22 protein-coding genes and 1 other RNA gene are annotated in these 23,440 nt (G+C 32.2%); 14 read left to right on the top strand and 9 right to left on the bottom strand.

Annotated features, from left to right (window positions below; translation table 11 throughout):
* Positions 1–35: 35 nt before the first annotated feature.
* Complete coding sequence (gene rlmD / locus VDP25_RS02840) at positions 36–1,490, bottom strand: 23S rRNA (uracil(1939)-C(5))-methyltransferase RlmD (protein WP_334466594.1); 1,455 nt, start codon at positions 1,488–1,490, stop codon at positions 36–38.
* 136 nt (positions 1,491–1,626) lie between these two features.
* Between rlmD and VDP25_RS02835 the strand changes: the two genes are divergently transcribed.
* Together VDP25_RS02835 and rocD are read left to right on the top strand one after the other, a co-directional pair.
* A complete protein-coding gene (locus tag VDP25_RS02835) occupies positions 1,627–1,923 on the top strand; it encodes a hypothetical protein (RefSeq protein WP_334466592.1) in 297 nt (98 codons plus the stop codon).
* Positions 1,924–2,063: 140 nt separating this feature from the next.
* Positions 2,064–3,308, top strand: a complete 1,245-nt coding sequence (gene rocD / locus VDP25_RS02830) for an ornithine--oxo-acid transaminase (protein ID WP_334466590.1) — start codon at positions 2,064–2,066, stop codon at positions 3,306–3,308.
* Between the two features lie 75 nt (positions 3,309–3,383).
* On the opposite strand, the gene VDP25_RS02825 is transcribed toward rocD, so the two are convergent.
* Together VDP25_RS02825 and VDP25_RS02820 are read right to left on the bottom strand one after the other, a co-directional pair.
* Entirely contained in the window at positions 3,384–3,713 is a 330-nt protein-coding gene (locus VDP25_RS02825; protein ID WP_215926036.1) for a CCC motif membrane protein, read from the bottom strand.
* A gap of 14 nt (positions 3,714–3,727) precedes the next feature.
* Positions 3,728–4,027 (bottom strand): DUF2752 domain-containing protein, encoded by a 300-nt coding sequence (locus VDP25_RS02820; protein ID WP_334466587.1) that lies wholly within the window; start codon positions 4,025–4,027, stop codon positions 3,728–3,730.
* A gap of 111 nt (positions 4,028–4,138) precedes the next feature.
* On the opposite strand from VDP25_RS02820, the gene VDP25_RS02815 reads away from it, so the two are divergent.
* Positions 4,139–4,354, top strand: coding sequence for a hypothetical protein (locus VDP25_RS02815; RefSeq protein ID WP_215926032.1), 216 nt, complete (start codon positions 4,139–4,141; stop codon positions 4,352–4,354).
* Positions 4,344–4,901, top strand: coding sequence for a Smr/MutS family protein (locus tag VDP25_RS02810; protein ID WP_334466584.1), 558 nt, complete (start codon positions 4,344–4,346; stop codon positions 4,899–4,901). The genes VDP25_RS02815 and VDP25_RS02810 overlap by 11 nt, the downstream gene beginning before the upstream one ends.
* On the opposite strand, the gene VDP25_RS02805 is transcribed toward VDP25_RS02810, so the two are convergent.
* The gene (locus tag VDP25_RS02805; protein WP_334466582.1) at positions 4,898–5,863 is read right to left on the bottom strand and encodes a hypothetical protein; all 966 of its coding nucleotides are present in this window, start codon (positions 5,861–5,863) and stop codon (positions 4,898–4,900) included. The genes VDP25_RS02810 and VDP25_RS02805 overlap by 4 nt on opposite strands.
* Positions 5,864–5,949: 86 nt before the next feature.
* Between VDP25_RS02805 and VDP25_RS02800 the strand changes: the two genes are divergently transcribed.
* Entirely contained in the window at positions 5,950–7,098 is a 1,149-nt protein-coding gene (locus tag VDP25_RS02800) for a cysteine desulfurase family protein (protein ID WP_334466579.1), read from the top strand.
* Here the strand turns inward: VDP25_RS02800 and VDP25_RS02795 are convergent.
* The 3 genes from VDP25_RS02795 to VDP25_RS02785 form a co-directional block, all read right to left on the bottom strand.
* Positions 7,088–8,923, bottom strand: coding sequence for a T9SS type A sorting domain-containing protein (locus VDP25_RS02795; protein ID WP_334466578.1), 1,836 nt, complete (start codon positions 8,921–8,923; stop codon positions 7,088–7,090). The two genes, VDP25_RS02800 and VDP25_RS02795, sit on opposite strands and share 11 nt — an antisense overlap.
* A 158-nt stretch (positions 8,924–9,081) precedes the next feature.
* Positions 9,082–11,550, bottom strand: a complete 2,469-nt coding sequence (locus tag VDP25_RS02790) for a TonB-dependent receptor (RefSeq protein WP_334466576.1) — start codon at positions 11,548–11,550, stop codon at positions 9,082–9,084.
* Positions 11,551–11,640: 90 nt separating this feature from the next.
* The gene (locus VDP25_RS02785) at positions 11,641–13,329 is read right to left on the bottom strand and encodes a M23 family metallopeptidase (protein ID WP_334466573.1); all 1,689 of its coding nucleotides are present in this window, start codon (positions 13,327–13,329) and stop codon (positions 11,641–11,643) included.
* Between the two features lie 178 nt (positions 13,330–13,507).
* Between VDP25_RS02785 and VDP25_RS02780 the strand changes: the two genes are divergently transcribed.
* The 6 genes from VDP25_RS02780 to VDP25_RS02755 all read left to right on the top strand — a co-directional run bounded on the left by VDP25_RS02780 (position 13,508) and on the right by VDP25_RS02755 (position 18,776).
* The gene (locus VDP25_RS02780) at positions 13,508–13,798 is read left to right on the top strand and encodes a hypothetical protein (protein WP_215926017.1); all 291 of its coding nucleotides are present in this window, start codon (positions 13,508–13,510) and stop codon (positions 13,796–13,798) included.
* Between the two features lie 21 nt (positions 13,799–13,819).
* Entirely contained in the window at positions 13,820–14,107 is a 288-nt protein-coding gene (locus tag VDP25_RS02775) for a cell division protein ZapA (protein ID WP_178987955.1), read from the top strand.
* A 60-nt stretch (positions 14,108–14,167) separates the two neighbouring features.
* Positions 14,168–14,298, top strand: a non-coding RNA gene (gene ssrS, locus VDP25_RS02770) — 6S RNA.
* 97 nt (positions 14,299–14,395) lie between these two features.
* The gene (rny, locus tag VDP25_RS02765; protein WP_334466566.1) at positions 14,396–15,973 is read left to right on the top strand and encodes a ribonuclease Y; all 1,578 of its coding nucleotides are present in this window, start codon (positions 14,396–14,398) and stop codon (positions 15,971–15,973) included.
* Positions 15,974–16,146: 173 nt separating this feature from the next.
* A complete protein-coding gene (locus VDP25_RS02760; protein ID WP_334466564.1) occupies positions 16,147–17,805 on the top strand; it encodes a C1 family peptidase in 1,659 nt (552 codons plus the stop codon).
* Positions 17,806–17,891: 86 nt separating this feature from the next.
* Positions 17,892–18,776: a pentapeptide repeat-containing protein gene (locus VDP25_RS02755; RefSeq protein WP_334466562.1), complete on the top strand. Its 885-nt coding sequence runs from the start codon at positions 17,892–17,894 to the stop codon at positions 18,774–18,776.
* 92 nt (positions 18,777–18,868) lie between these two features.
* Here VDP25_RS02755 and VDP25_RS02750 read toward each other — a convergent pair whose 3' ends face one another.
* On the bottom strand, positions 18,869–20,032 hold the full coding sequence (locus tag VDP25_RS02750; RefSeq protein ID WP_334466560.1) for a PAS domain-containing sensor histidine kinase: 1,164 nt from the start codon (positions 20,030–20,032) through the stop codon (positions 18,869–18,871).
* 71 nt (positions 20,033–20,103) lie between these two features.
* Positions 20,104–21,012 (bottom strand): site-specific tyrosine recombinase/integron integrase, encoded by a 909-nt coding sequence (xerA, locus tag VDP25_RS02745; RefSeq protein ID WP_334466870.1) that lies wholly within the window; start codon positions 21,010–21,012, stop codon positions 20,104–20,106.
* Between the two features lie 219 nt (positions 21,013–21,231).
* Here xerA and VDP25_RS02740 point away from each other — a divergent pair, with 219 nt between their 5' ends.
* The 3 genes from VDP25_RS02740 (at position 21,232) to aroQ (ending at position 23,395) form a co-directional block, all read left to right on the top strand.
* The gene (locus VDP25_RS02740) at positions 21,232–21,756 is read left to right on the top strand and encodes an outer membrane beta-barrel protein (protein WP_334466557.1); all 525 of its coding nucleotides are present in this window, start codon (positions 21,232–21,234) and stop codon (positions 21,754–21,756) included.
* 518 nt (positions 21,757–22,274) lie between these two features.
* Positions 22,275–22,895, top strand: a complete 621-nt coding sequence (locus VDP25_RS02735; RefSeq protein ID WP_334466555.1) for an outer membrane beta-barrel protein — start codon at positions 22,275–22,277, stop codon at positions 22,893–22,895.
* A gap of 83 nt (positions 22,896–22,978) precedes the next feature.
* Entirely contained in the window at positions 22,979–23,395 is a 417-nt protein-coding gene (gene aroQ, locus VDP25_RS02730; RefSeq protein WP_334466552.1) for a type II 3-dehydroquinate dehydratase, read from the top strand.
* Positions 23,396–23,440: the final 45 nt, after the last annotated feature.

The raw sequence follows: 23,440 nt of genomic DNA, 5'->3' as shown, positions 1-23,440 counted from the left end.
GAAGGTGTAATCACTATCAGGAACAAGTCAAAAAGTTAACCTTTTTCAAACAAAACAACCGTTTCTATATGTGCTGTATGCGGAAACTGATCTACCAAACTTAATTTTTTAATGGTGTAACCAGACTCCATTAATTGTTCTGTGTCTCTGGCTTGTGTTGCCGGATTACAAGATACATAAACCAAACGTTCTGCATTTAGGTTTATTATTTTTTTAAGAGTTTTTGGTGCAATTCCGGCTCTCGCAGGATCTAGAATAATCGTTCTAATTTTATTAGTGTATTCAGGATGTTCTGTTAAAAATTTACCAACGTCTGCAGCAAAGAATTTTAAACCTTCAATATTATTTCGTTTGGCATTTTCTTTAGCGTCTTCAATAGCAGCAGCCACAATATCCACTCCAACAATTTTAGTGTTATCAGATTTGTTAGCTATAATTTGACCAATAGTTCCTGTACCACAGAATAAATCTAAGACCACCGTATTGTCAATGGCGTCTTTATTTTCTAAAGCATAATCGACCACTTTAGAGTATAACTTTTCAGCACATTTAGGGTTGGTTTGAAAAAAGCTTTTCATGCTGATTTCAAAATTTAAGCCTAATAATTCTTCAACAATTTTATCATCACCATACACTAGAGAAATACTTCCGGTTGTAGCAATTGTTCGATCTCCAGTTTCGTCGTTAATGGTATGTAATAAACCAGCAACACGGTCGCCAAATAATTCGACTAAATAATTCGCGAATTTATCTAAATCAAACTCTGGTAAATCGTAAGACGTTGTAACTAAATTAAAAAGTAATTGATTGGTTTTAAAAGATTTTCTAACGACAAAATACCTAAAAAAGCCTTCTCTTTTGGGAGGATGCCAAGGGGCTAATCCTGTGTCTACGCAATAGGCTTTAATGTCTTTTAGGCGGTTTTCAAATTCAGCATCAAATAAACCAGAATCTTTTTTAAGATCATCACCACACCACCATGTACCACGTTTTTTGAATCCTAATGTAAATTCATCGACATCGGTTTTTAATTCGTGATTATAACCAATAGCAGAAAAACCATATTCCATTTTATTTCTATAATGAAATGTGTTTGGGGAGCTTACAAACTCGTCAAACTTAGCTTCAATATCAGCAACTTTACCAATGCGCTTAAATAATTCTAAAGTACTTTGCTTTTTATAGTCGTGCTGCTTTTCAATAGGTAAATTAATATAAGGAGCACCAGGAATGCTTTGGTAAGGCATATCTATTTCATCTTCCGATGGTTTTAAGACTTCAAAAAGTTTACATTCGGCATACTTTTTACTCGTCTTTTTTACCTGTCCTTTTACCAACTGACCAGGTAATGTATTAGGAACAAAAACAACAAATTCTCCATGTTCATTTCTAATACGACCAATACCTTTGCCACCAAAAGCGTAATCTTCAATTAAAATCTCAATGATTTGTCCGCGCTTTACAAATTTATTCCGTTCTCTCTTTGGCATTTTATAATAATTTGAGTGCAAAGATATTCTTATTTTATAAATAGTTGGACTGAATTAGGTCTGTATAATTTAGATTAACTTTAAAAAGAATTTCAAAATAAAATGAACCTTTTTATAATTCTGTCGTCTTTAAAGTATGAGAGTGAAAAATAGGCATACCAGAATAATCCATCAGCCTAAAGAAAAGGTGTCTCAATTATTTAAAACATTAGCGTCTTCTGAAGATTTAGTTTGGCCTTCTGAAAACTGGCCAGCCATAAAATTCAAGAATGGATTGCAAGTTGGAAGTAAAGGCGGTCATGGTCATATTAGATATACTATTATTGAGATGAATGATTTTGATGATATTAAATTTCAGTTCTCTAAACCAAAAGGGTTTATTGGGACGCTCGAGCTTCAAGTTTTAGCATTGTCAGGAAAAATAGCTGAGTAAGTTTTAAATCGAAAAGAATATTTATTAATTTGCACGTTCTTAGGGATGATTTCTCTCCCACGCTGCTTTTTCAATACGTTTGAAAGAATAAAGGTGATGAAGGAATGGATATTTTATTCATTTATTAAATTATTTTTAAAATGGCTGTTATAGACCAATTAACATCGCAAGAAGCGATAGATTTAGAAAACAAATATGGTGCGCACAATTACCATCCACTACCTGTAGTATTGAGTAGAGGAGAAGGTGTACATGTATGGGATGTAGAAGGTAAACAATATTACGATTTTTTGTCTGCTTACTCTGCCGTAAATCAAGGGCATTGTCATCCTAAAATTGTTGCTGCTATGACTAAGCAAGCACAAACACTAACCTTAACATCAAGAGCATTTTATAATGATATGTTAGGGAAATATGAAAAATACGCTTCCGAAACATTTAATTTCGATAAGCTTTTACCAATGAATACAGGTGCCGAAGCTGTAGAAACAGCTTTAAAACTTTGTAGAAAATGGGCTTATGAAGTTAAAGGAATTGATGAAAATGAAGCTGAGATTGTTGTGTGTGAAAACAACTTCCACGGAAGAACAACAACAATCATTTCGTTTAGTAACGATCCTATAGCACGTAAAAACTTTGGACCTTATACGAATGGTTTTATAAAAATTGAGTACAACAATTTAGAAGCTTTAGAAGATACGTTAAAAAACAATCCTAATGTTGCTGGCTTTTTAGTAGAACCAATTCAAGGTGAAGCAGGAGTTTATGTGCCAAGTGAAGGGTATTTAGCAAAAGCAAAAGCGATATGTGAAGCTCATAATGTTTTATTTATCGCAGACGAAGTACAAACAGGTATTGCTAGAACTGGAAAGATGTTAGCTGTAGACCATGAAAACGTTAAGCCAGATATTCTAATCTTAGGAAAAGCCTTATCAGGTGGTGCATATCCTGTGTCTGCTATATTGGCAAATGATAACATTATGAATGTTATAAAGCCAGGAAATCACGGAAGTACGTTTGGAGGAAATCCAATTGCTGCGGCAGTGGCTATTGCGGCTTTAGAAGTTGTTAAGGATGAAAATTTAGCAAACAATGCTCAAGAATTAGGAGACTTATTTAGAAGTGAATTATCTAAATTTATTGAAACAAGTTCTATTGTTAATTCTGTAAGAGGTAAGGGGTTATTGAATGCTATTTTAATAAACGATACAGAAGACAGTGATACTGCTTGGAATATTTGTTTAAAATTAAGAGACAATGGCTTGTTAGCAAAACCAACACATGGTAATATTATTCGTTTTGCACCACCTTTAGTAATGACAAAAGAACAATTACTAGATTGTGTGTCTATTATCATTAAGACTTTAAAAGAGTTTGAATCTTAGTAATAATTTCAGCATAGACATAAAAAAAAGCGATTTTCAATTAAGAAAATCGCTTTTTTATTTTTTATTAAAGTACTATTGATTTTGTTGGATTTGTTCCATCATTTCTTGTGACTGTAACATTATTTCGTCCCAACCAACAGTGTATATTCTGTAAATAGTCATTAGCAAGTAAACCACATTTATAATTAAAATTATTAATGCTACAATTTTAGCTGTATTCATTGCTTTTACACTTCCTTGATCGTAGTTTTCAGGATTAAGACTGGCTTTCTTTAAGCCACTTTGTGCAATAAAAAAAGCAGGTGCTGAAAGTAATACACCAAGACCGCCAAAGCAGCAGCATAGTAATCCAATAATAGCTAATACATAAACAATAGCTGGGTTTAGTTTTTGTTGTTCCATAATTTTTGTTTGATTTATTTTAAGTAAAGTTTGATTAGGTAACTAATAACTATGATTAATACATTAGCTAAAGCCAATATAATAATAATTTTATTGCCATGCTTAAAATTTTTAAAACTGTTTACAATTAAAAATCCAAAGAAGGCAATTAAAGTATAGATTGCAGGATACATAAAAAAGGCATCTATTAATTGACCATTAAGTATTAAGGCTACAGAGCGTTGAAGCCCACAACCCATACAGTCAAAGCCTAAAAGTTGTTTGTTTAGGCATGGTAACATATAATCCTCAAGTCCTTTTGCAAGTATTAGCATGCCGCTAAATTAAGAATTTGATAAATAATTTATACCTCATTTTAAAATTCATTTGCTATTGCCGTAAATATTTTTCTAAACCTTACTTTTGCGTTTAATAATTTATTAGTTATGAATATTTCTAGGACCATAAATTTTATTTGTATCGTTGTTGGTGGCTTAATCGCTTTTTATGCACAAGCACAACAGGAACAAAATAGTTATATCTTAATAGGAGGCATTGTGTTATTAGTATTTGGTATTTATAGAACTTCTAGAAATATTCCAAGTAAGCACGATAAGCCTGAGGAATCTTTTATTAAAAGCGAAAAGGAAGATGAAATTTAAAATAGGTGATACCGTAGAAACTATTGATGATGCTATTTCTGGAGTTATTACGAAAATTTCAGGAGACATGATTTTTGTTGAAGACGTTCATGGTTTCGACTTTCAGTTTGAAGCTCAAGAACTCATGTTAATGGCTTCTGGTAATAGTCTAGAAAATGCCGTTTACAACACGGATATTGAAGCTGTAAAAAAAGAAAAAGCATCTAGAAAACGAAAGTCTGCACCAACGGTAAAACCGAAAGAACGGCATGCTCCAAAATTTGAAGTAGATTTGCATATTCACCATTTAACAAAATCATCAAAAGGTATGTCTAATTATGACATGCTAAATCTTCAATTAGATACAGCTAGAGGACAATTAGAATTTGCCATGCGAAAGCGTATTCCTAAAATTGTATTTATACATGGAGTAGGAGAAGGCGTGTTACGACAAGAGTTAGAAACGCTTTTTGGTCGCTATAATAATGTTAAATATTATGATGCAGATTATAAAACCTACGGGTTAGGAGCTACAGAAGTTAGAATTTTTCAGAATATAGCACCTTAATCTAAAAAGATACTTGGTGTTACTTCTAAGGTCGTTGTTAAAGTACCAAAATCAATAATTGTTGTTCTTAGAATTTCTAAATCAATACCTACTATTGTAATGCTTGTTGTTACCGTTCTGGTATATGTTGTAACTCTTTTTCCTGGATCTGGATAGGTGTCTAAATAATCTTCGTGATTATATAAATAACGAAAAATGTCTGATCCAAACTCATCAACAACGTAGTTAGAGAGATCTCTTGGGTTTTGATCTCCATCTACATCTTCTAAATAAGTGGGGATATTATCACCATCATCGTCGGAATCTAAATAGTCAGGTAGCTCATCTCCACCTACTACTAAATCTGCATCTGTATTTAGAGGGTTAGTGGTTGGGTCATCATCACCATCTGTATTATCAATTTCATCTATAGTTAGTACGTTGTCATTGTCATCGTCTTTATCTATATAATCTGGAAGCCCATCTTGGTCAGTGTCTAAAGAATCCCAATAAATACCATCTTCGTATGGCTCTCCGGCTAAACCTTCAAATTCGGCAGGTACTCCATCATTATCATCATCTACAACAGTTACTGTAATTTGAATTTGGCCATCAAATGCTTCATAATTATCCGCAATTGATAAATCATAGGGCGGTACAATATCACATAATTCACTATCACTCAGGTTTCTATTGTAAGTTCTAAATAAAAATCTAGCATTAGTAGAACTAATATCTATAGTTACGGGTTCGCCTACAGGTGTAGGAGTTGTAAAAAGAGCGTTGTTGGCGTTGTTTTTAGGTAAAATTAAGATGAGAGATTCACTTGGATCTTCTCGTGTATCATATATTAAATGGTACTCTTCAAAATTATCACAACGTTCTAAGTTTCCTTCAAAATCTAAATCAACAGTTAAAATATCGCCATCATCACAAGCGACTATAAACACTAAAATAAAACAGATAAAAAAACGACGTATCATAGACTCAATTTTGAACAAAAATAAACGATTTGTAAAATTATAACGCTCCATTAACTAAATAATTTTATTTACGATATTTTTGCAATATGAAGCAAGTATATTTAGACAACGCAGCGACAACAGCTATACGGCCAAAAGTTATAGAGCGAATGATGCAAGTAATGCGAGAAAGTTACGGAAATGCATCGTCCACGCATAGTTTTGGTCGCTCGTCTAAAGCACTTTTGGAACAGTGTCGAAAAAATATAGCCTCCTATTTTAATGTGTCAGCTTCAGAAATTATTTTTACTTCTGGAGGTACTGAAGCCGATAATTTAGCACTGCGAAGTGCAGTGAGAGATTTAGGAGTTACAGAAATTATTCTTTCTAAAATTGAGCATCATGCTGTTTTGCATACAGCAGAACAGTTACAGAAAGAATATGATGTAACATTAAGCTTTGTAGATTTAGATGATTGTGGTGTTATAAATTATGCTCATTTAGAAACATTGTTACAGTCTGGAAACAAGACTGTAGTTAGCTTAATGCATATAAATAATGAAATTGGTAATATTTTAGATATTGAGCGTGTTGCAAATCTTTGTAAAACCTATGACGCCTTATTTCATACAGATACTGTGCAGTCTGTTGGACATTATAAAATAGATTTACAGACTATTTCAATTGATTTTTTAGCGGCAAGTGCACATAAGTTTCATGGGCCAAAAGGAGTGGGGTTTTGTTTTGTGAGAAAAGAATCGGGATTAAAACCTTTGATTTTTGGTGGAGAACAGGAGAGAGGCTATAGAGCTGGTACTGAATCGATACATAATATAGTTGGTATGGATGAGGCACTTAAAATTGCTTATGCCAATTTAGAAGAAGATAAAAAATACGTTTCTGCATTAAAGCGTTATTTCATTCAGCAAATAAAAGCACATTTACCAAGCGCTAGTTTTAATGGAAGTTGTGATGAAGAAGAAATGAAGAGTACTTATACATTAGTGAATGTTTGTTTGCCAATTGCACCACAAAAAGCACCAATGTTACAATTTCAACTCGATTTAAAAGGAATTGCTTGTTCTAAGGGTAGCGCTTGTCAAAGTGGAAGTAACCAACAATCGCATGTGTTAACAGAAATATTAAATGATGAGAAATTGAAACAACCATCAGTCCGTTTCTCCTTCAGTATATATAACACTAAAGAAGAATTGGATTATGTGGTTACTGTTTTAAAGGAATTTGTTAGTTCTTAACAATAATTTTTTGAGACTTGGCTTTTGTATTTGAATTAGTAGCAACATTTACCACGTAAAACCCATCACTCAAACGTAATGTAGATAAATCGTATTTGTTTTTTATAGCATCAAAATTAGCTTGTAAAATACGTTTACCAGCAACGTCAAAAATTTCAATAGTTTTAATGTCTAAACCATTTGGGTTATGCACGGAAAGTTCATGAACTTTATTATTTTGCTGTATTTTTAAAGAGGCTAAGTCAAGCTCATCAATACCAAGAGAGCCATCTTCAGGTGTAAATACAATTTCAAAACGATTTGTGTAGTTTCCTGGTTCAATATTGAGTTCGTAATCTAAATTTCTCAAATTAACATAAGTGTCATTCTCTAAATCGTGAATATAGATACCTTGAGAGTCATCAAAATTCTGAATATCAAAAATTCTAAAACGTAAAGGCTGTTGTTGCTCAATATCTATAGTTAAAGGGATGATGAGTGTTTCTTCAAAAGGAAAAGCTTGTCCATTGTATATTTTGTCATCCAATAAGAAATAAGCATCTGAAGGAGTAGGTTCAGAATGAATTAATTCTAAACCATAATCAAAACCAGCAGTGGCAGATTCATGAAAATTTAAAACCAATTGTCTGGTATATTGTGCTTCTTCAACAGTGAAATCTACATTGATTCTAAAACGTTTAAAATCATTAGGCACAATAGAAAGTCCATTCTCTTGATATTGAATGCCTGTAGTTTCAGCAGTGTTATCGCCATTGTCAGTACTGCTTCTAAAGAAATAACTGTTACCATCAGATTCTTTGGCAAATACACGATGGGAGTTTTTAGTGTAAACAGTAGCTGGAGTTCCTGGTGTACCAGCAATGCCTTCAACCATAAAGCCTTGTCCTATTGGAATATATCTACCAGCAGATTTAGAACCATTAGTTGGTATCGCTAAAGGAAAGGTGTTGTCTTGTTCGTCGTAAGTCATAAATTGAGCAGGAGTATCCGTAATTACTGTTCCTGAGGCGTCAATAGTGAACGAATAGTAACCTCCTCTATAATCTTGTAAAACATGTGAATTTACAGAACCATCTTGTTCCCAAAAAAGTAGGGTGCCTGTAATTGTTGCTTGGTTTTGAGGATCGTGAATAAACTCGACAGTATCCATTGCACTTGGATATGGATTACCAATTAAAGTATTTAAGCCGTTAGCCACATCGTTAGTAATGGTGCCGTTATTAGGTTTGCCTCTAAAATCATATACTTGGCTACCTGTTAGACCAACTCCGTTTCCTTTCATTGTAAAGCCAAGTCCTGGTCTAATATTTCCGGCAGCACCTACATAAACCCAATCAAGATATTGATCGGATGTTTGGTAGGTCCATAGCCAACGATCAGAAATTGTTAAAGGACTTGAACTCCCATTAAAAGCCGTAGTAAATGCAGCATCTGTGCTAGATGTTAATCCTGTAGCATCATCAATTAAATTGACACGTGCATTTTCATTTCCAGTTGCTGCAGAATTATTACCAACAGGAGAGCACCAATAGTTATAAGCCCATTGATTTACAGTACCTGTTTGATAAACGCTTAATTGTCCTGTTCCAGAATTTGTACTTGTAGCAGCTCCAAAATCTTGAATTAATTGTGCTTCGTTTCTTAAATAGATATGACTATTAGTTCCTGTTAAGTTCACGGCATTTGTAACGTATAAAGGAGCTATATCTGGAGCGGCTGTAAACCCATCGCCATCAACAAAAACATAAGAATTGTTTGTTACTGTTAATTGAGCAAAAGCTACACTAGAGCATAGCAAAATACATGCTAAGAAAGGAAATTTCATGTCTTAAAAATTTATGCTGAAGTTTAGTAGGGTAACCTAAAGCCAATTAGATAGTTACAAATTTAATAAATTAAAGCATGATATAAGTGCTTAATATCGAAAATATCGGTTGTTCCACTAAAAAAAGGTATAGATAGACTGTAAAAATTAGATTTAATCTAAAAACGAGCGGATAATCTCAAATTAAAAACGCGAGGTGTTAAATAATTTGGAATAGCATATTGTGCCTTAGAATAAACGTCTCTAACCCATGTATTGGTAATAGAGTTTTGATTATTAAACATATTGTAGATTTCAAATCCAATAGCTAATTCTCTAAACGATTTTTTCCATTTAGCATTATATGTTTTTTCTGGATTTACAACTTCAAATGAGATGCCTAAATCTGCACGTCTATAATCTTTTAAGCGTATTTGATAAATATATGGATCTGCATAACTAGGCGAACCACCAGGAACTCCGGTATTGTAAACGAGATTTAAGTACATTTTTAAATCAGGCATATTAGGTACATAGTCTTGAAATAAAGCCCCAAATTTTAAACGTTGATCGGTTGGTCTTGCAATATACCCTCGATTGTCTATGTTCTCTTCTGTTTTTAAATAACCAAAACTAAACCAAGATTCCGTTCCAGGTACAAACTCACCATTAAGTCGTAAATCTAGTCCATAAGCATAGGCCTTAGCATTATTGTCCGCACTGTAGCGTATTCTAACGTTTTCTAAGGTATAAGGATTAACATCTGTCATCCCTTTAAAATAAGCTTCACTAACCAGTTTAAATGGTCTTTCCCATAGTTGAAAGCTGTATTCATTACTTACAACAACATGAAACGATTGTTGTGCTTTAACGTTAGGTTGTACTGTACCTGAAGAATCTCTTAACTCTCTGTAAAACGGAGGTTGATAATACAGGCCACCTGCAACTCTAAAAAGCATGTCTTTTTCCCAATTTGGTTTAATGGCAAACTGAGCTCTTGGACTAATAACAGTTTGAGTTTTATTATCAGAAATACCATCACCACTAACAGACCAGCTGTGTGTTCTTACACCTGCGTTGTAAAATATCTCGTGTCCATTCCAGTCGGTTTGTTTGCTGTATTGTACAAAAGATTGTAGTCTATTTATTTTTACAAAATTTAAAGATTTTATGTTTTCAAAAGCCGTTAATGGTCCTGTAAACGGGGTGTAAGGTTGTGGGTTAGGTTGGCTAAAACGAGGAGGTCTAATTGAAAAACCTGCAGAATCAATAACTTCATATTCGACTAAGCGGTCTCTAATATCTTCGTGAGTGTATTTTACAGACCATTCTACAGTACTTTCGTCATCAATTTTGTAATCTCCCCTGTGTTCTGCATTAAAGATTAGAGCATCTAAATCATTACGTGCATGTGTTAATTGCGAGCCAATACCTTCACTAAATTCTACTTCACCTAAATTCTCATCTCCTATATTTGTATTTACTTCACCTAAACGGTATTGGGCTAATATATCAAAGTATTCTTGTTCTGTAGTATGGTAGGCTGAAGCAATGAGTTTAAGAGTTAAATCATCATTAACAAAATAATTGGCTTTAAAGGCTCCAAAATAAGTTTGGTATTTGTCTTTTTCTTGTCCCTCATAAACCACTAATAGTGCCACAGGGTCTTCTAAGGTACCAAAATTGGTTTGTCTATTTTCTGGTTGAAAATTGTATTTGTTTAAAGATATGTTTCCTAGAAAATTTAGATGAAATTTACTTGAAAAACGATATGTTAAGTAGGTTTGTGCGTCAGCAAAAACAGGTTCAACATTGCCTTCGGTTTCTAAACTATTTAATAATAAACTGTTGTCTCTATATCTAACTCCTGCAATACCAGAAAATTTTCCGTCTTTGGAAACGGTTTCTGCAGCGATACTTCCGCCTAGTAAACTTAAATCTGCTCTTATTCCAAAATCTACCGGATTTCGGTATGTAATATCTAAAACAGAGGATAATTTATCACCGTATTTGGCTTGAAAACCTCCAGCTGAAAAATCGACATTCTGAACCAAATCGGTATTTACAAAACTTAAACCTTCTTGATTTCCAGAGCGAATTAAAAAAGGTCTATACACTTCAATCTCATTGACGTAAACAAGGTTTTCATCAAAGTTTCCACCTCTTACAGAGTATTGTGTACTTAATTCATTAGAGATATTAACGCCAGGTAAGGTTTTTAAAATATTTTCAACACCTGGTTGTGCACCTTTTATAGTTCTTATCATTTGTGGAGAAATAGAGGTGACTCCATCAACAGATTGTCTGGTATTTGTATTAATAACAACAGTAGCAATTTGTTCAAATTCAATTAACATTACAGGGTTGTATTCTATTTCCTGGCCGTTTTTTAAATTAAACTTTTGTTCTATACGTTTGTGTGAAACATGGGTAAACTCAACAGTTATTTCAACTCCATAAGGAATTTTAAGTTCGTAAAATCCGTTACTGTTTGTGGCAGTACCTTCGCCTGTATTTGTTTTTATATTAACCCCTTCTATTGGGTTTTGAGCTTCATCTAAAATAACACCTCTAATAATGGCAGATTGAGAAAAGGATAGCAAACTAAAGAGTAAGCTGAGTAGGACTGAGAAATATAAGCGTTTCAAATAATTTAGTTTTATATGCCAAGTTTTAGATCTTGAACTTTAATAGTCTTTGTTTTAGGTTCTAAAAGCGAAGCGGTCTATGGTCTTTTTCTATTTTCTAAAAAATGTTGCTTCAAATGTAGAACTATTTCCAACATTATCCGTCACAATTATTTTTAATTCATTCTTAGTATCCTTAACGATATTATCATTAAAATCGTGTGTTAAGGTATTCGTTTTATAATCATACTCCATTAAAATCCACTTTCCATTAACTGTAGCTCTGTATTTACTGATGCCAGAAAGGTCGTCTTCAATCTTAACTTTAAGATAACGGTATTTACTTATCCATTTTTTATCCTGAAAATTAATAGGTTTTATGGTTGGTGGTGTAAGATCAGTTGCTAAAGCAAAAGTTCCTAATGCTTTAGTTTTAGCCGTTAACACATTGCCTTTACGTGAGCTAGTAACGTAATAAGGTTTCCAATAATTGCCATAAAACCTAGCAATAAATAATTTTTCTTGATGTTCACTTTTATAGTTGCTTAAATCGTAATTGATATAAAAGTTCTTTTGCATAGGAATGCGGTCTTCACCTAAGAAAAGGGTGTCAGAACTTACTTTAAAATCTATATAGGTATCATCGTATAATGTGTTTTCATAGAAATTAACAGTCACAAATCCAGAGGTTAGAGTTGTAGGTTTATTGCTATAAACTAAGGATTTTGTAGTGACATTATCAATACTATCCTTTTTTATGGTTTCAAGTTTTCCTTTTATTGGTATTGTTACCCATGTTTCATTATCATGATAATCTCTTATTCTTATTTTGTAAACAGAAGATGTACTGTCTTTAATCATAACATAACCATTGTCATAAGGGTCTTTAAAAAGACTTAAAGGGTTATTTTTTTCAATGAATAACTTCTGAATTTTAGATTTTTTACTTTTGTAGTATTCGTAATCTACATACCTTTTTATATGTTTAGTTTCATCAAAACTAAAACGTTTAAAATCGACTTCTAAACTTTTATTACCGTTAAAGAATGACTGGATATTACTGACGCCATTTTTATTTGGAGCTAAATCTTGTTTGTCATTAGAAGTAACACCAAAACCAATAGCTCCATGGGCTTTAATTTCTTCAACCATATAATCTCCTGTTTTTCTTGGGATTAATCGTAGTTCAGTTCTTTCGTTTTTACCATTAATAGTTGCGTTTTCATCTTTAGGATATGCAAAAATAGCAGTGACATAAGGTGCTTTTGAGTCTTTTACTTCCAATCCAAAAAGCAAAGGGTTCATTGGGCGTTCTTGATTATCTCTAATTTCGAAATGTAAATGCGGTCCGCCAGAACTACCTGTATTACCAGAATAAGCAATAACTTCGTTAGGTTCTACTAAGATTTCTTCGACTCCTGGAAACATTTCTACCTCATAACTCTCTTTTTCATACTGGCATTCTTTAATATAGTCTTCTAAACGCTTTGAGAATTTTTTAAGATGCCCATAAACGGTTGTATACCCATTAGGATGTGTAATGTATAAGGCTTTTCCGTAGCCAAAATGCGAAACTTTAATCCTGCTTACGTAACCTTGTGCAGCGGTATAAACTTTTAAGCCTTCTTTTTGTTGTGTTTTAATATCTAAACCACCATGAAAATGAGTTGACCTTAATTCTGCAAATGTTCCGGCAAGAACCAAAGAAATATCTAGTGGATTTCTAAAATAATCTTGAGGATATTCTGATTGTCCATAAGCAGAGCAGGTTAGTAAAAAAAGTATCAAAAATTGTTTCATATGTTGTACTATTACTGCTAAAATATTAATTTGATAACGATAATCAAACGTTAAAAGCGCATTATTTTTCTTAACGCTTTAAACCCTTTAAAGTTATATAAATAAAAAATAATTGTAAAAGAATTGTATTTCTTCATTTGGTATGTTAACTTTGTTTCAATAGTATTGAATTGCTTTAATGAGTAAAATAGAAGACATTGTTGACGCGTTAGAGAATAAAATCAGTAAGATTTTACACAAGCAAGAGGTTTTAAAACAGACCAACGCTAAGCTCTCAGAACAATTACAACAGCAGCAACAAAAGGTTTTGGATCAGCAGGAAGAAATTGCTGGTTGGATAGAAAAACATGATACACTCAAAATGGCAAATTCAATGCTTGGTAGTGACGAAAATAAACGAGAAACGAAGCTCAAAATAAATGCACTTATAAGAGATATTGACCATTGTATAGGGCAACTCTCAGAATAAAGTTGTAAATTTAGACGTGATATGTCAGAACAATTAAAAATTAAACTTTCTATAGCAAATAGAGTTTATCCGTTAACGATAAACCCGAGTCAAGAGGAAGGTTTACGAAAAGCCACAAAGAAAATTGAGGCTATGATTGGACAATTTGAGCAGAATTACTCTGTAAGAGATAAGCAAGATGTTTTGGCCATGTGTGCCTTGCAATTTGCGGCTCAAGTAGAGCAAAAATCAATAGATAAAGAGTATGTAAATGAAGAGGTTCAAGAAAAGTTAGAAGCTTTGAATGAACTTTTACAAGCACATATTTAACTCGTACGTTCTTTAAAATAAAATAAGGTTACTGCCTATATTAGTTACATTTTTTGATAAACTCAACGATTAATTCTTTAAAAAGGGTGAGTTTAAGTTGTAAAATCGTGCTGTTAGTGCTGAACTCGTTTCAGTATCTTAGACAGATTTTTGATCAGCTTGTTAGCCCTAAACTTGTTTTTAAGGAGTTTATACAAAACCGATAACTGATATAGGCTTTTTTTATATTTCAACTTTAGGTAGAAATTTAAAAAAGAACCACCAATCTAAATAAACTAAATAAGAAAAATGGACACTAACACAATTATATATATAGTTGGCGGAGTAGTATTAGGAGTAATACTGGGATATATTATAGCAAAATCTTTAGAAAAAGGAAAAGCTTCTAAACTAATTGCAAATGCAGAAATGGAAGCTAAATCTATTTTAAAGCAAGCAAAGTCTGATGGAGAATCTATTAAAAAAGATAAAATGCTTCAGGCAAAAGAAAAATTTATTGAGCTTAAATCTGAGCACGAAAAAGTAATACTATCTCGTGATAAGAAAATGGCTGAAACTGAAAAAAGAATTAGAGATAAAGAGTCTCAAATATCTAACGAACTTTCTAAGTCTAAAAAAACGAATCAATCTTTAGAGTCTAAAATCAAGGATTACGATTTTAGATTAGAATTTTTAGAAAAGAAACAAGAAGAAGTTGATAAGGCTCACAAAAACCAAATAAAACAACTAGAAGTTATTTCTTCATTATCTGCAGAAGAAGCTAAGGAGCAATTAATAGAATCGCTTAAAGAAGAGGCTAAAACTGATGCCATGGCTTTTATACAAGATCATGTAGAAGAGGCTAAGTTAACAGCTCAGCAAGAGGCTAAGAAAATAATTATCAATACAATTCAGCGTATTGGAACAGAGGAAGCTGTAGATAACTGTGTCTCTGTCTTTAATATAGAGTCTGATGATGTTAAAGGTAGAATTATTGGTAGAGAAGGAAGAAATATTAGAGCAATTGAGGCTGCAACAGGAGTTGAAATTATTGTAGATGATACTCCAGAAGCCATTATCTTATCGTGTTTTGATTCTGTACGACGTGAAATAGCACGTTTATCGTTGCACAAGTTGGTGACTGATGGAAGAATACATCCTGCAAGAATTGAAGAAATTGTAAAAAAGACCGAAAAACAAATAGAACAAGAAATTATAGAAGTTGGAAAACGTACGGTTATCGATTTAGGAATTCATGGTTTACACCCAGAATTAATAAAGATGGTAGGTCGTATGAAGTACCGTTCGTCTTACGGACAAAACTTATTACAACACTCTCGAGAAGTTGCTAAACTCTGTGGTGTAATGGCTGCAGAATTAGGTTTAAACCCTAAGTTAGCTAAACGAGCAGGATTATTACACGATATAGGAAAAGTGCCATCTTCTGAAACAGATGTAGAAACTCCACATGCTATTTTAGGAATGCAATGGGCAGAAAAACATGGTGAAAAACCAGAAGTTTGTAATGCTATTGGAGCACACCACGATGAAATAGAAATGACGACTTTATTGTCGCCAATAATACAGGTATGTGATGCTATTTCTGGAGCAAGACCAGGTGCAAGACGCCAAGTATTAGATTCTTATATACAACGTCTTAAAGATTTAGAAGATGTCGCTTTCGGGTTTACGGGCGTAAAGAAAGCTTATGCAATACAAGCAGGTAGAGAACTACGTGTTATTGTAGAGAGTGAAAAGGTAACGGACGAAAAAGCAGCAAGTTTATCGTTTGAGATTTCTCAAAAAATCCAAACAGATATGACTTATCCGGGTCAGGTTAAGGTTACTGTGATTAGAGAAACAAGAGCAGTGAATATTGCAAAATAATTAAGTAAAATTATAATGAAAAAAGTGCCTTTAGAAATAAGGGCACTTTTTTTATGCTCCAAATAGTAGCAGTAAGCTCACAAAGTAACTTTTTTAAATTATTAAAGTTTTTTGTGATGACATATTTAATTGGTTTCGATATACAGGTAATACGAACTATTAAACCAATTATTATGAAAAAAATTAATTTATTTCTGTATGCTATTCTTGCACTACAATTAAGTGTTTTTGTTAGTTGTGACAAAGATAGTGAGCCTATTGACGATGATGATGATAATCCACAAAGTGAATTTGCGCTTGGATGGAATGGACAAGATGATCTAAGCAGCATCCCAACATCAACAAATTTTAGCTTTGGAAACACCAGTTTACCTTCGTCGGTAGATTTGGTTCCTAAATTTCCACCCATTGGAGATCAAGGTCAATACGGTACTTGTGTGTCTTGGGCGGTAGGTTATAATATTAAGACTGCTTTAAATGGAATGAGTAAAGGGTACTCAACTTCACAATTGGCATCACCATCTAATCAATTTAGTGCTAAAGATTTATTTACTGCAATTCCAGATAATAATAAAGGTCAGGATTGTAGTGGTACTAATTTTTCTGAAGCACTTACTGTGCTTCAAAATAGAGGAGTAGCTACGGCTCAAACAGTGCCTTATACAAATTTAGGTGATTGTTCTAGTTCTAATGTGCAATCGAGTTGGACTACAGAAGCTAATCAGAATAAAATAAAATATTGGAGAAAAATTGACGCCAATATTTCAAGTATTAAACAAAATTTAGCGAACAATATTCCTGTAATTCTTGGCGCAAAATTAGCCGATAATTTTATGAGTTGGAATAGCAATGTTGTATTGTCCTCAAGTACATCTTATAATAATGTTGGGCAACATGCATATCATGCAATGGTAATTGCAGGTTATGATGATTCTAAAGGTTCTGGAGGCGCTTTTAAAGTTATTAATTCTTGGGGCGAATTATGGGGAGATTTTGGATACATCTGGATAGACTATAACTATATGATTAATGAGTTTTGTACCAGTTACGATGGAGATAAACCTCTTTTTATTGCCTCAGACCAAGAAAGTGGAGGAGATAATAATCCGCCAGACGACGTTGATCCCAATACCTCAGGAGTGGATCTAGCACCATGGGTTTTTGCAGATTATTCTACTTACCAAATTAGTGGGATTGCAACAGAAAGAATGATTGATTTTAATATTTATAATATAGGAAACCAAACAGCATCTGTAAATAACGATTGGTCTATTTATTATATTTATTTCAATGCCTTTGATGCCAATGATTATGGTGTAATTTATTACGATCAGTTTAATAGTTCAATTCCTGTGAATACTTACGATTGCCCAACGGCAGACAACTGTATCTTTAATCTCGATATTCCATCAGGTTCTAGTTTTACCCAAACGGCTTGGGGACAACAAAGCCAAACAAGAACTTACTATATGCCAGAATTATCAGGTTATTATTATTTGGTTTTAATTGCTGATGCAGAAGATAAATTTAATGAACAAGATGAAATGAATAATTTGTTTTATACAACTATAGACCCAAAATATTTTGATTACGGTTATAGCTCTAGATCTGCAGATAGTGTTAGTCAGTTCAATTTCGTAAATAATGTTGAGCCTAATTCTGAAAGGCTAAAAAACAATATTCACAATACGGTGGTTACTGAGAGTTTTAAAAATGCATATACACAAAAAGAAATTTTAGAATTCATTAAAAAAGAAAAGCAAAACGGAAATATAGATAGTAAAATTGATACGCATATCCAACGTGTCAAGGATAAATACTACGGGAATTAAGATTTAATTAATCAATAGTGAAGTTTCAAGCCTATGTAATCAAATTTGCATAGGTCTTGAAATCTCATTTTTAAAATACACGACTTATGAAATATGTTCTATTGCTAATGGCTGCTTTAACGCAGTTATCTTGTGCCACCCAAAACGCTTCAAACAATAAAGACAATAACCTAAAACAATTAATACAAAATGAACAGCATGTTTATATAGAGAATCAGACCATTGATGAGCTACTTGATTTCACATCATTTTTTAATACACATCTTATAAGTGAAGGAGTTTATCAGGTGAATATAAAATCTGGTATCACTTTTAAAAAATGCATATTTAATAAGTCTGTAAATGCTTTTAGGAAAATGGAAAACGGAAACATTGTGCTAACCGCTTTTCAAGGCAACGTTTCTTTTATAGATTGTATTTTTATGGACGATGTGAATTTTAGAGGAAGTAGTATTGTTGGAAGAACTGATTTTACGGGATCATCGTTTAATAAGAGTGCCAATTTTGAAGAACTAAACTGTCATGAAAATGCATTTTTTAATAAATGTGTATTTGAGGAATCGTTGCGATTTCAAAATGCATTTTTTAATCAAAAAGCTAATTTTATGAACACTAAGTTTTACGGTACGGTAAGTTTTCAAAGCAGCTTGTTTAATTCTGAATCGCAATTTAGTGCTGCAACGTTTTATAAATATGCCGACTTTACTTTAATAGACTGTAGAGGTAAGTCGCTTTTTAATTATACAGAGTTTATGGATAAAGCCGATTTGAGCCACTCTATATTTCTTCAGGATTTTGATTTTATAAGCACTAAAAACAAGACAACACGTTTTAATAGTTGCCGTTTTTTAGGAAACGTTAGATTTAATAAAATGGAAGTTTCGTCAACTTTGAGTATTAATGACAGTTACTTTCTATTACAGACACCAGAAATAGATATTCCTTTAGAAAAACTAATATTTTCTAAATAATCAAGCATTGGATTATTGTAAAATAATTATAAGTAAATAAGAAATATAACTGTCATTACTTTAAGTCGCTAAAAAAAAACAAAGGCATAAACTTAGAGTCCTTTTTGCTTTTTAAATGTAATAGAAAAAGCAGTTCCTTCGTTGAGCTTGCTTTCCATTAAAATTACACCATTTAAAGCTTCAACTTGTGTTTTTGTTATGTATAGTCCAATACCTCTAGAATCTTTTCTATCTGTACCATGGAATGTTTGATACATTTCAAATACTTGATCTTTAAATTTGGTCATATCTATTCCTATTCCATTATCTGAAATTAGAATTTTTACAGCTTCTTTAGATTGAATAGACTGAATGACTATTTGGGCCTTTTTATTTGGGTCTGAATATTTTATACCGTTAGAAATCAAATTATAAAACACACTTTCTAAATACGCAGCATTAGTTAATAATACTTCGTCTTTTCTTAAAGCATTATGTATGGTAACGCTTCTTTTGTCGCTTTCTATTTTTAAACTCTCTATAACTTTATTGCTTAAGCTATAAAGATTTACACGTTCGTTAAGTTGGTTAGTATGAACTTTAGACTTGATACTGACAATATCATCTAAATCTTCAATGGTTGTGGTTAAGGATTCTGAAATAGATTGTAAGTGACCAACCAGTTCTTTTTTCTCTGTTTCCGAAGAAGCTTCGTCATAAAACTCTAAAATATTTTTTAGATTCCCAATATGAGTTTTTAAATTATGAGAAACGATATGAGTAAAACTATATAATCTTTTATTCTGGCTTGTAATAAGCTGAAGACTTTTATTGAGTTGTGTTTCGTTATTTTTTAGTTTTGTAATATCTGTATGTGTGCCAATAATACGAGAAGGTTTACCATTTTTATCTCGCTCTACAATTTTCCCTTTATCTAAAATCCATTTGTAACTGCCGTCTTTACATTTTATACGATATTCGTTTTCGTACAAATCTATTTCACCCTTTAAATGAGAATTGAAATTTTTATAGTAAACATCGCTATCATCGGGATGTACTTTGCTATCCCAAACTTCAGAAGTGTTTTTTAAATCGTCGTCTGCATAGCCAATGATTTGCTTAGATTCTTTTGAATAAAAAACTTTATTAGTTGTAATATTCCAATCCCAAAGACCAACATTAGAAATTTCTAATGCCGTTTTGTGTTTCTGATCTTCAAACGTAGATTTAGAAGTGTTTGATTTGTAGTTTCTTAAGTTTAGTTTAGGGAATTTCATTAATCTGTGCTTTATTTTTGGACACTATTTGTAAGAAAATGTCACATTAAATAGGGTGTTTTTTTTTTTGCTTATTTTCTAGGATGAAACTTGTTTAGAACTTCACTTAAATGTGACCGATCTACATGCATGTAGATTTCTGTAGTTGTAATGCTTTCATGACCTAGCATCATTTGTATAGCTCTTAAATCGGCTCCGTTTTCTAATAAATGTGTAGCAAAAGAATGTCTAAACGTATGGGGAGAGACTGTTTTTTTTAATCCTGTAGTTTCTACAAGTTTTTTTATAATGGTAAAAATCATGGCTCGTGTGAGTTGTTTTCCTTTATAATTTAAAAAGAGAACATCTTTAGAGTCAGGCTGTACTTCAATATGGTTTCTTATGGTTATCCAAATAGTTATATAATTCTGTGTTGAAGGACTAATAGGAACAAAACGTTGCTTATCGCCTTTTCCTGTAACTTTTATAAAACCTTCTTCAAAAAATAAATCTGAAACTTTAAGACCTATAAGCTCGCTAACTCGTAAACCACAACTGTATAAAGTTTCAATAATTGCTCTATTGCGCTCTCCTAGATTAACACCATTATATTGGTAACTTAAATCAATGGCGTTAATTAAGTTGTCAATATCTTCAATAGATAAGGTGTCTGGTAATTTTCTTCCAATTCTTGGCGATTCAATTAAATCTACTGGATTAGTACTTCTGTAATTTTCAAAAATTAAATAATCAAAAAAATTACGAAGTCCAGAGATTAAACGAGCTTGTGATCTTGGATTTAAAGATTTTGAAACAGAATAAATAAACGCTTTAATAATAGTATTATCTATAGTAATAGGGGAAACGTTTATCGAATGATCCTCTAAATATGAAATCATTTTTTTTATGTCATAACTATAGTTTTCTATTGAGTTTTTAGATAACCCACGTTCTATTTGAAGATAATGTTTGTAATCTGTTATTGCTTGTTGCCATTTCATGGCTAAAAATAATGATTTAAATGTTGAATTACTCCTAAAAATAGTACGCAATTTATCGTATTTTTAATTTTAATTGTTAATAAGTGTCTTTGTATATGGTTGACAACTAGCTTCTTGTGTGTATTTGTGTATAAAATTGTTAATAACTGTTAAAAGAAATTTTTATATCTAAGAAAAAAGACTTTAGTTTGTATCTATTAATCTAAAAATTAGAATATTATGAAAAAATTATTTTTGGCTGCTTTTGCAGTGTTTGCTTTCACAAGCATCAATGCACAAACTTTCGGTGCTTTAGGTGGATTATCAATGATGTCTCTTAAAGTTGATAGCGGTGGATTTGGGGATGCCACAGAATCAGAAACAGGTTTTCATCTTGGTGCTTTTGCTGAATTTGAAGTATCTGATCAATTTGCAGTACAACCTGAATTGACTTACACAATTGCAGGTGACCTTTCTATGTTTGGACTTAATGCGATAGCTAAGTACAATATTTCAGATGAATTTAATATTCAAGCTGGACCACAAATTGGATTTGTAGGTGGAGATGTTGGTGACTATATAGATTCTTTTGATGATGGAACAAAATTAAACTTACAATTAGCAATAGGTGCTGGTTATGATATTAGTGAAGAATTATTTGTACAAGCACGTTATGGTTTTCAATTAAATGATCATTATACAGGCGAAGGGGATGGTTCAATTAAAATTTCTGGTTTTGCTGCAAGTGTAGGATACAAGTTCTAAATCTAGAAAATTACATATTTAAAAAGAGGCGATTCGCCTCTTTTTTTTGTTTATAAATAAGCATTATATATTAAGTAATGTTAGCAATCTGTTTTGGCGAGTGGTTCAGTAATTTTCTAAGGCTTTATAAGAGGAATCATTTTTCTGAATCTACAGAAAACTATGTAAAAGGTAATTTAGAAGGAGCTGACTTCGGGTTTAATAGTAGTGTTAGCTACATATTAAGGAGTGTTTAAACTTTTTTGCGTGTTATATTTAGGTTTACTAATATTAACGGTACTGAGTGCTTTAGTGATTGGACAATAAAGAGTCGTGTCTTACATGTGTATGTAGGCTATATGCTTTAACATTTGTATTTGTATAATTATTTGAAAAAGAAGTGATTCACTCAAAACGCATGACAAAGTGTTAAAAAATATCGTTGAAATGCATATATTTTTAACATAATTTAGATTTTTAGTATAAAACTAAAGTCTACATTTGCCGACCAATTTAATTATAAAAATTAAACTTTAATTATGAAAAAATTATTATTTACAGCTGCAGTTGCAGTATTAGGATTTACAAGTGTAAGTGCACAAGAAGAAGCTAAAACTTTTGGTTTTGCTGAAGGTGATATCTTTGTAGAAGGTATGATTGGTTTTAACAGTACAAATGACAAAAACACTGAAGAAAAAACTTCTGGATTTGAAATTAGCCCAAAATTAGGTTATTTCATTAGCGAAGATTTAGCTATTGGTGGTGAATTATCTTTTATGTCTTCTAAAGAAGAAGTTGCAGGTAATGATACAGCAGATTATTCTGGTTTTGGTGTTGGTGCTTTTGCTCGTTATTACTTTTTAGATTTAGGTGAGCGTTTTAAAACTTTTACTGAATTTGGTGTAGGTTATGCTAACCAAAATGATAAATTAAACGATTTCAAAGTAAATACTATTGGAGCTGGTTTAGATTTAGGTATTAACTATTTCGTAACTGAAAAAATTGCTTTATCTTTTGGTTTAAAGAACGTATTATCTTTCGCTACTGCTAAAGCAGACGTTGATGGTGCAGAAGCTGTATCAGAATTTAACTTAGGTTTTGGTGATGTTGCTAACCCATTTGGTGGAACAGCTAACTTTGGTATCTTATTCAAGTTATAAGACATACAAAACATTTAATTATATATTAAAACCGAAGCAAACGCTTCGGTTTTTTTATGCGCATATTTTAATATATTTACTACATGAAGAAAATAATAATTATCAACGGCCCTAACCTTAATTTACTAGGTAAACGCGAGACTAATATCTACGGTAATTTAACTTTTATGGAGTTTTTTGATACAGTAGTGAAAAAATATCCTGATGTAGAATTGGAGCACTTTCAATCTAATATAGAAGGTGAACTTATAGATAAACTACAAGATGTAGGTTTTACTTATGATGGGATTGTTTTAAACGCTGCAGCTTATACGCATACGTCTGTAGGGATTGGTGATGCTGTTAAAGCCATTACAACTCCTGTGGTAGAGGTACATATCTCTAATACATTTTCTAGAGAAGAGTTTAGACATCAATCGTATATTTCGCCTAATGCTAAAGGGGTTATTTTAGGTTTTGGTTTGCAAAGTTATGAATTAGCAATTGAGAGCTTTATTTAAACAAAGTTCGTCACAAAGATGTATTAGGTACGGATTTTTAATTTT

Source organism: Winogradskyella sp. ECml5-4 (assembly GCF_036903175.1).
Taxonomy (GTDB): domain Bacteria; phylum Bacteroidota; class Bacteroidia; order Flavobacteriales; family Flavobacteriaceae; genus Winogradskyella; species Winogradskyella damuponensis.
Note: the sequence above shows the minus strand (reverse complement) of the source record. Positions and strands in the feature narration are given on the sequence as shown.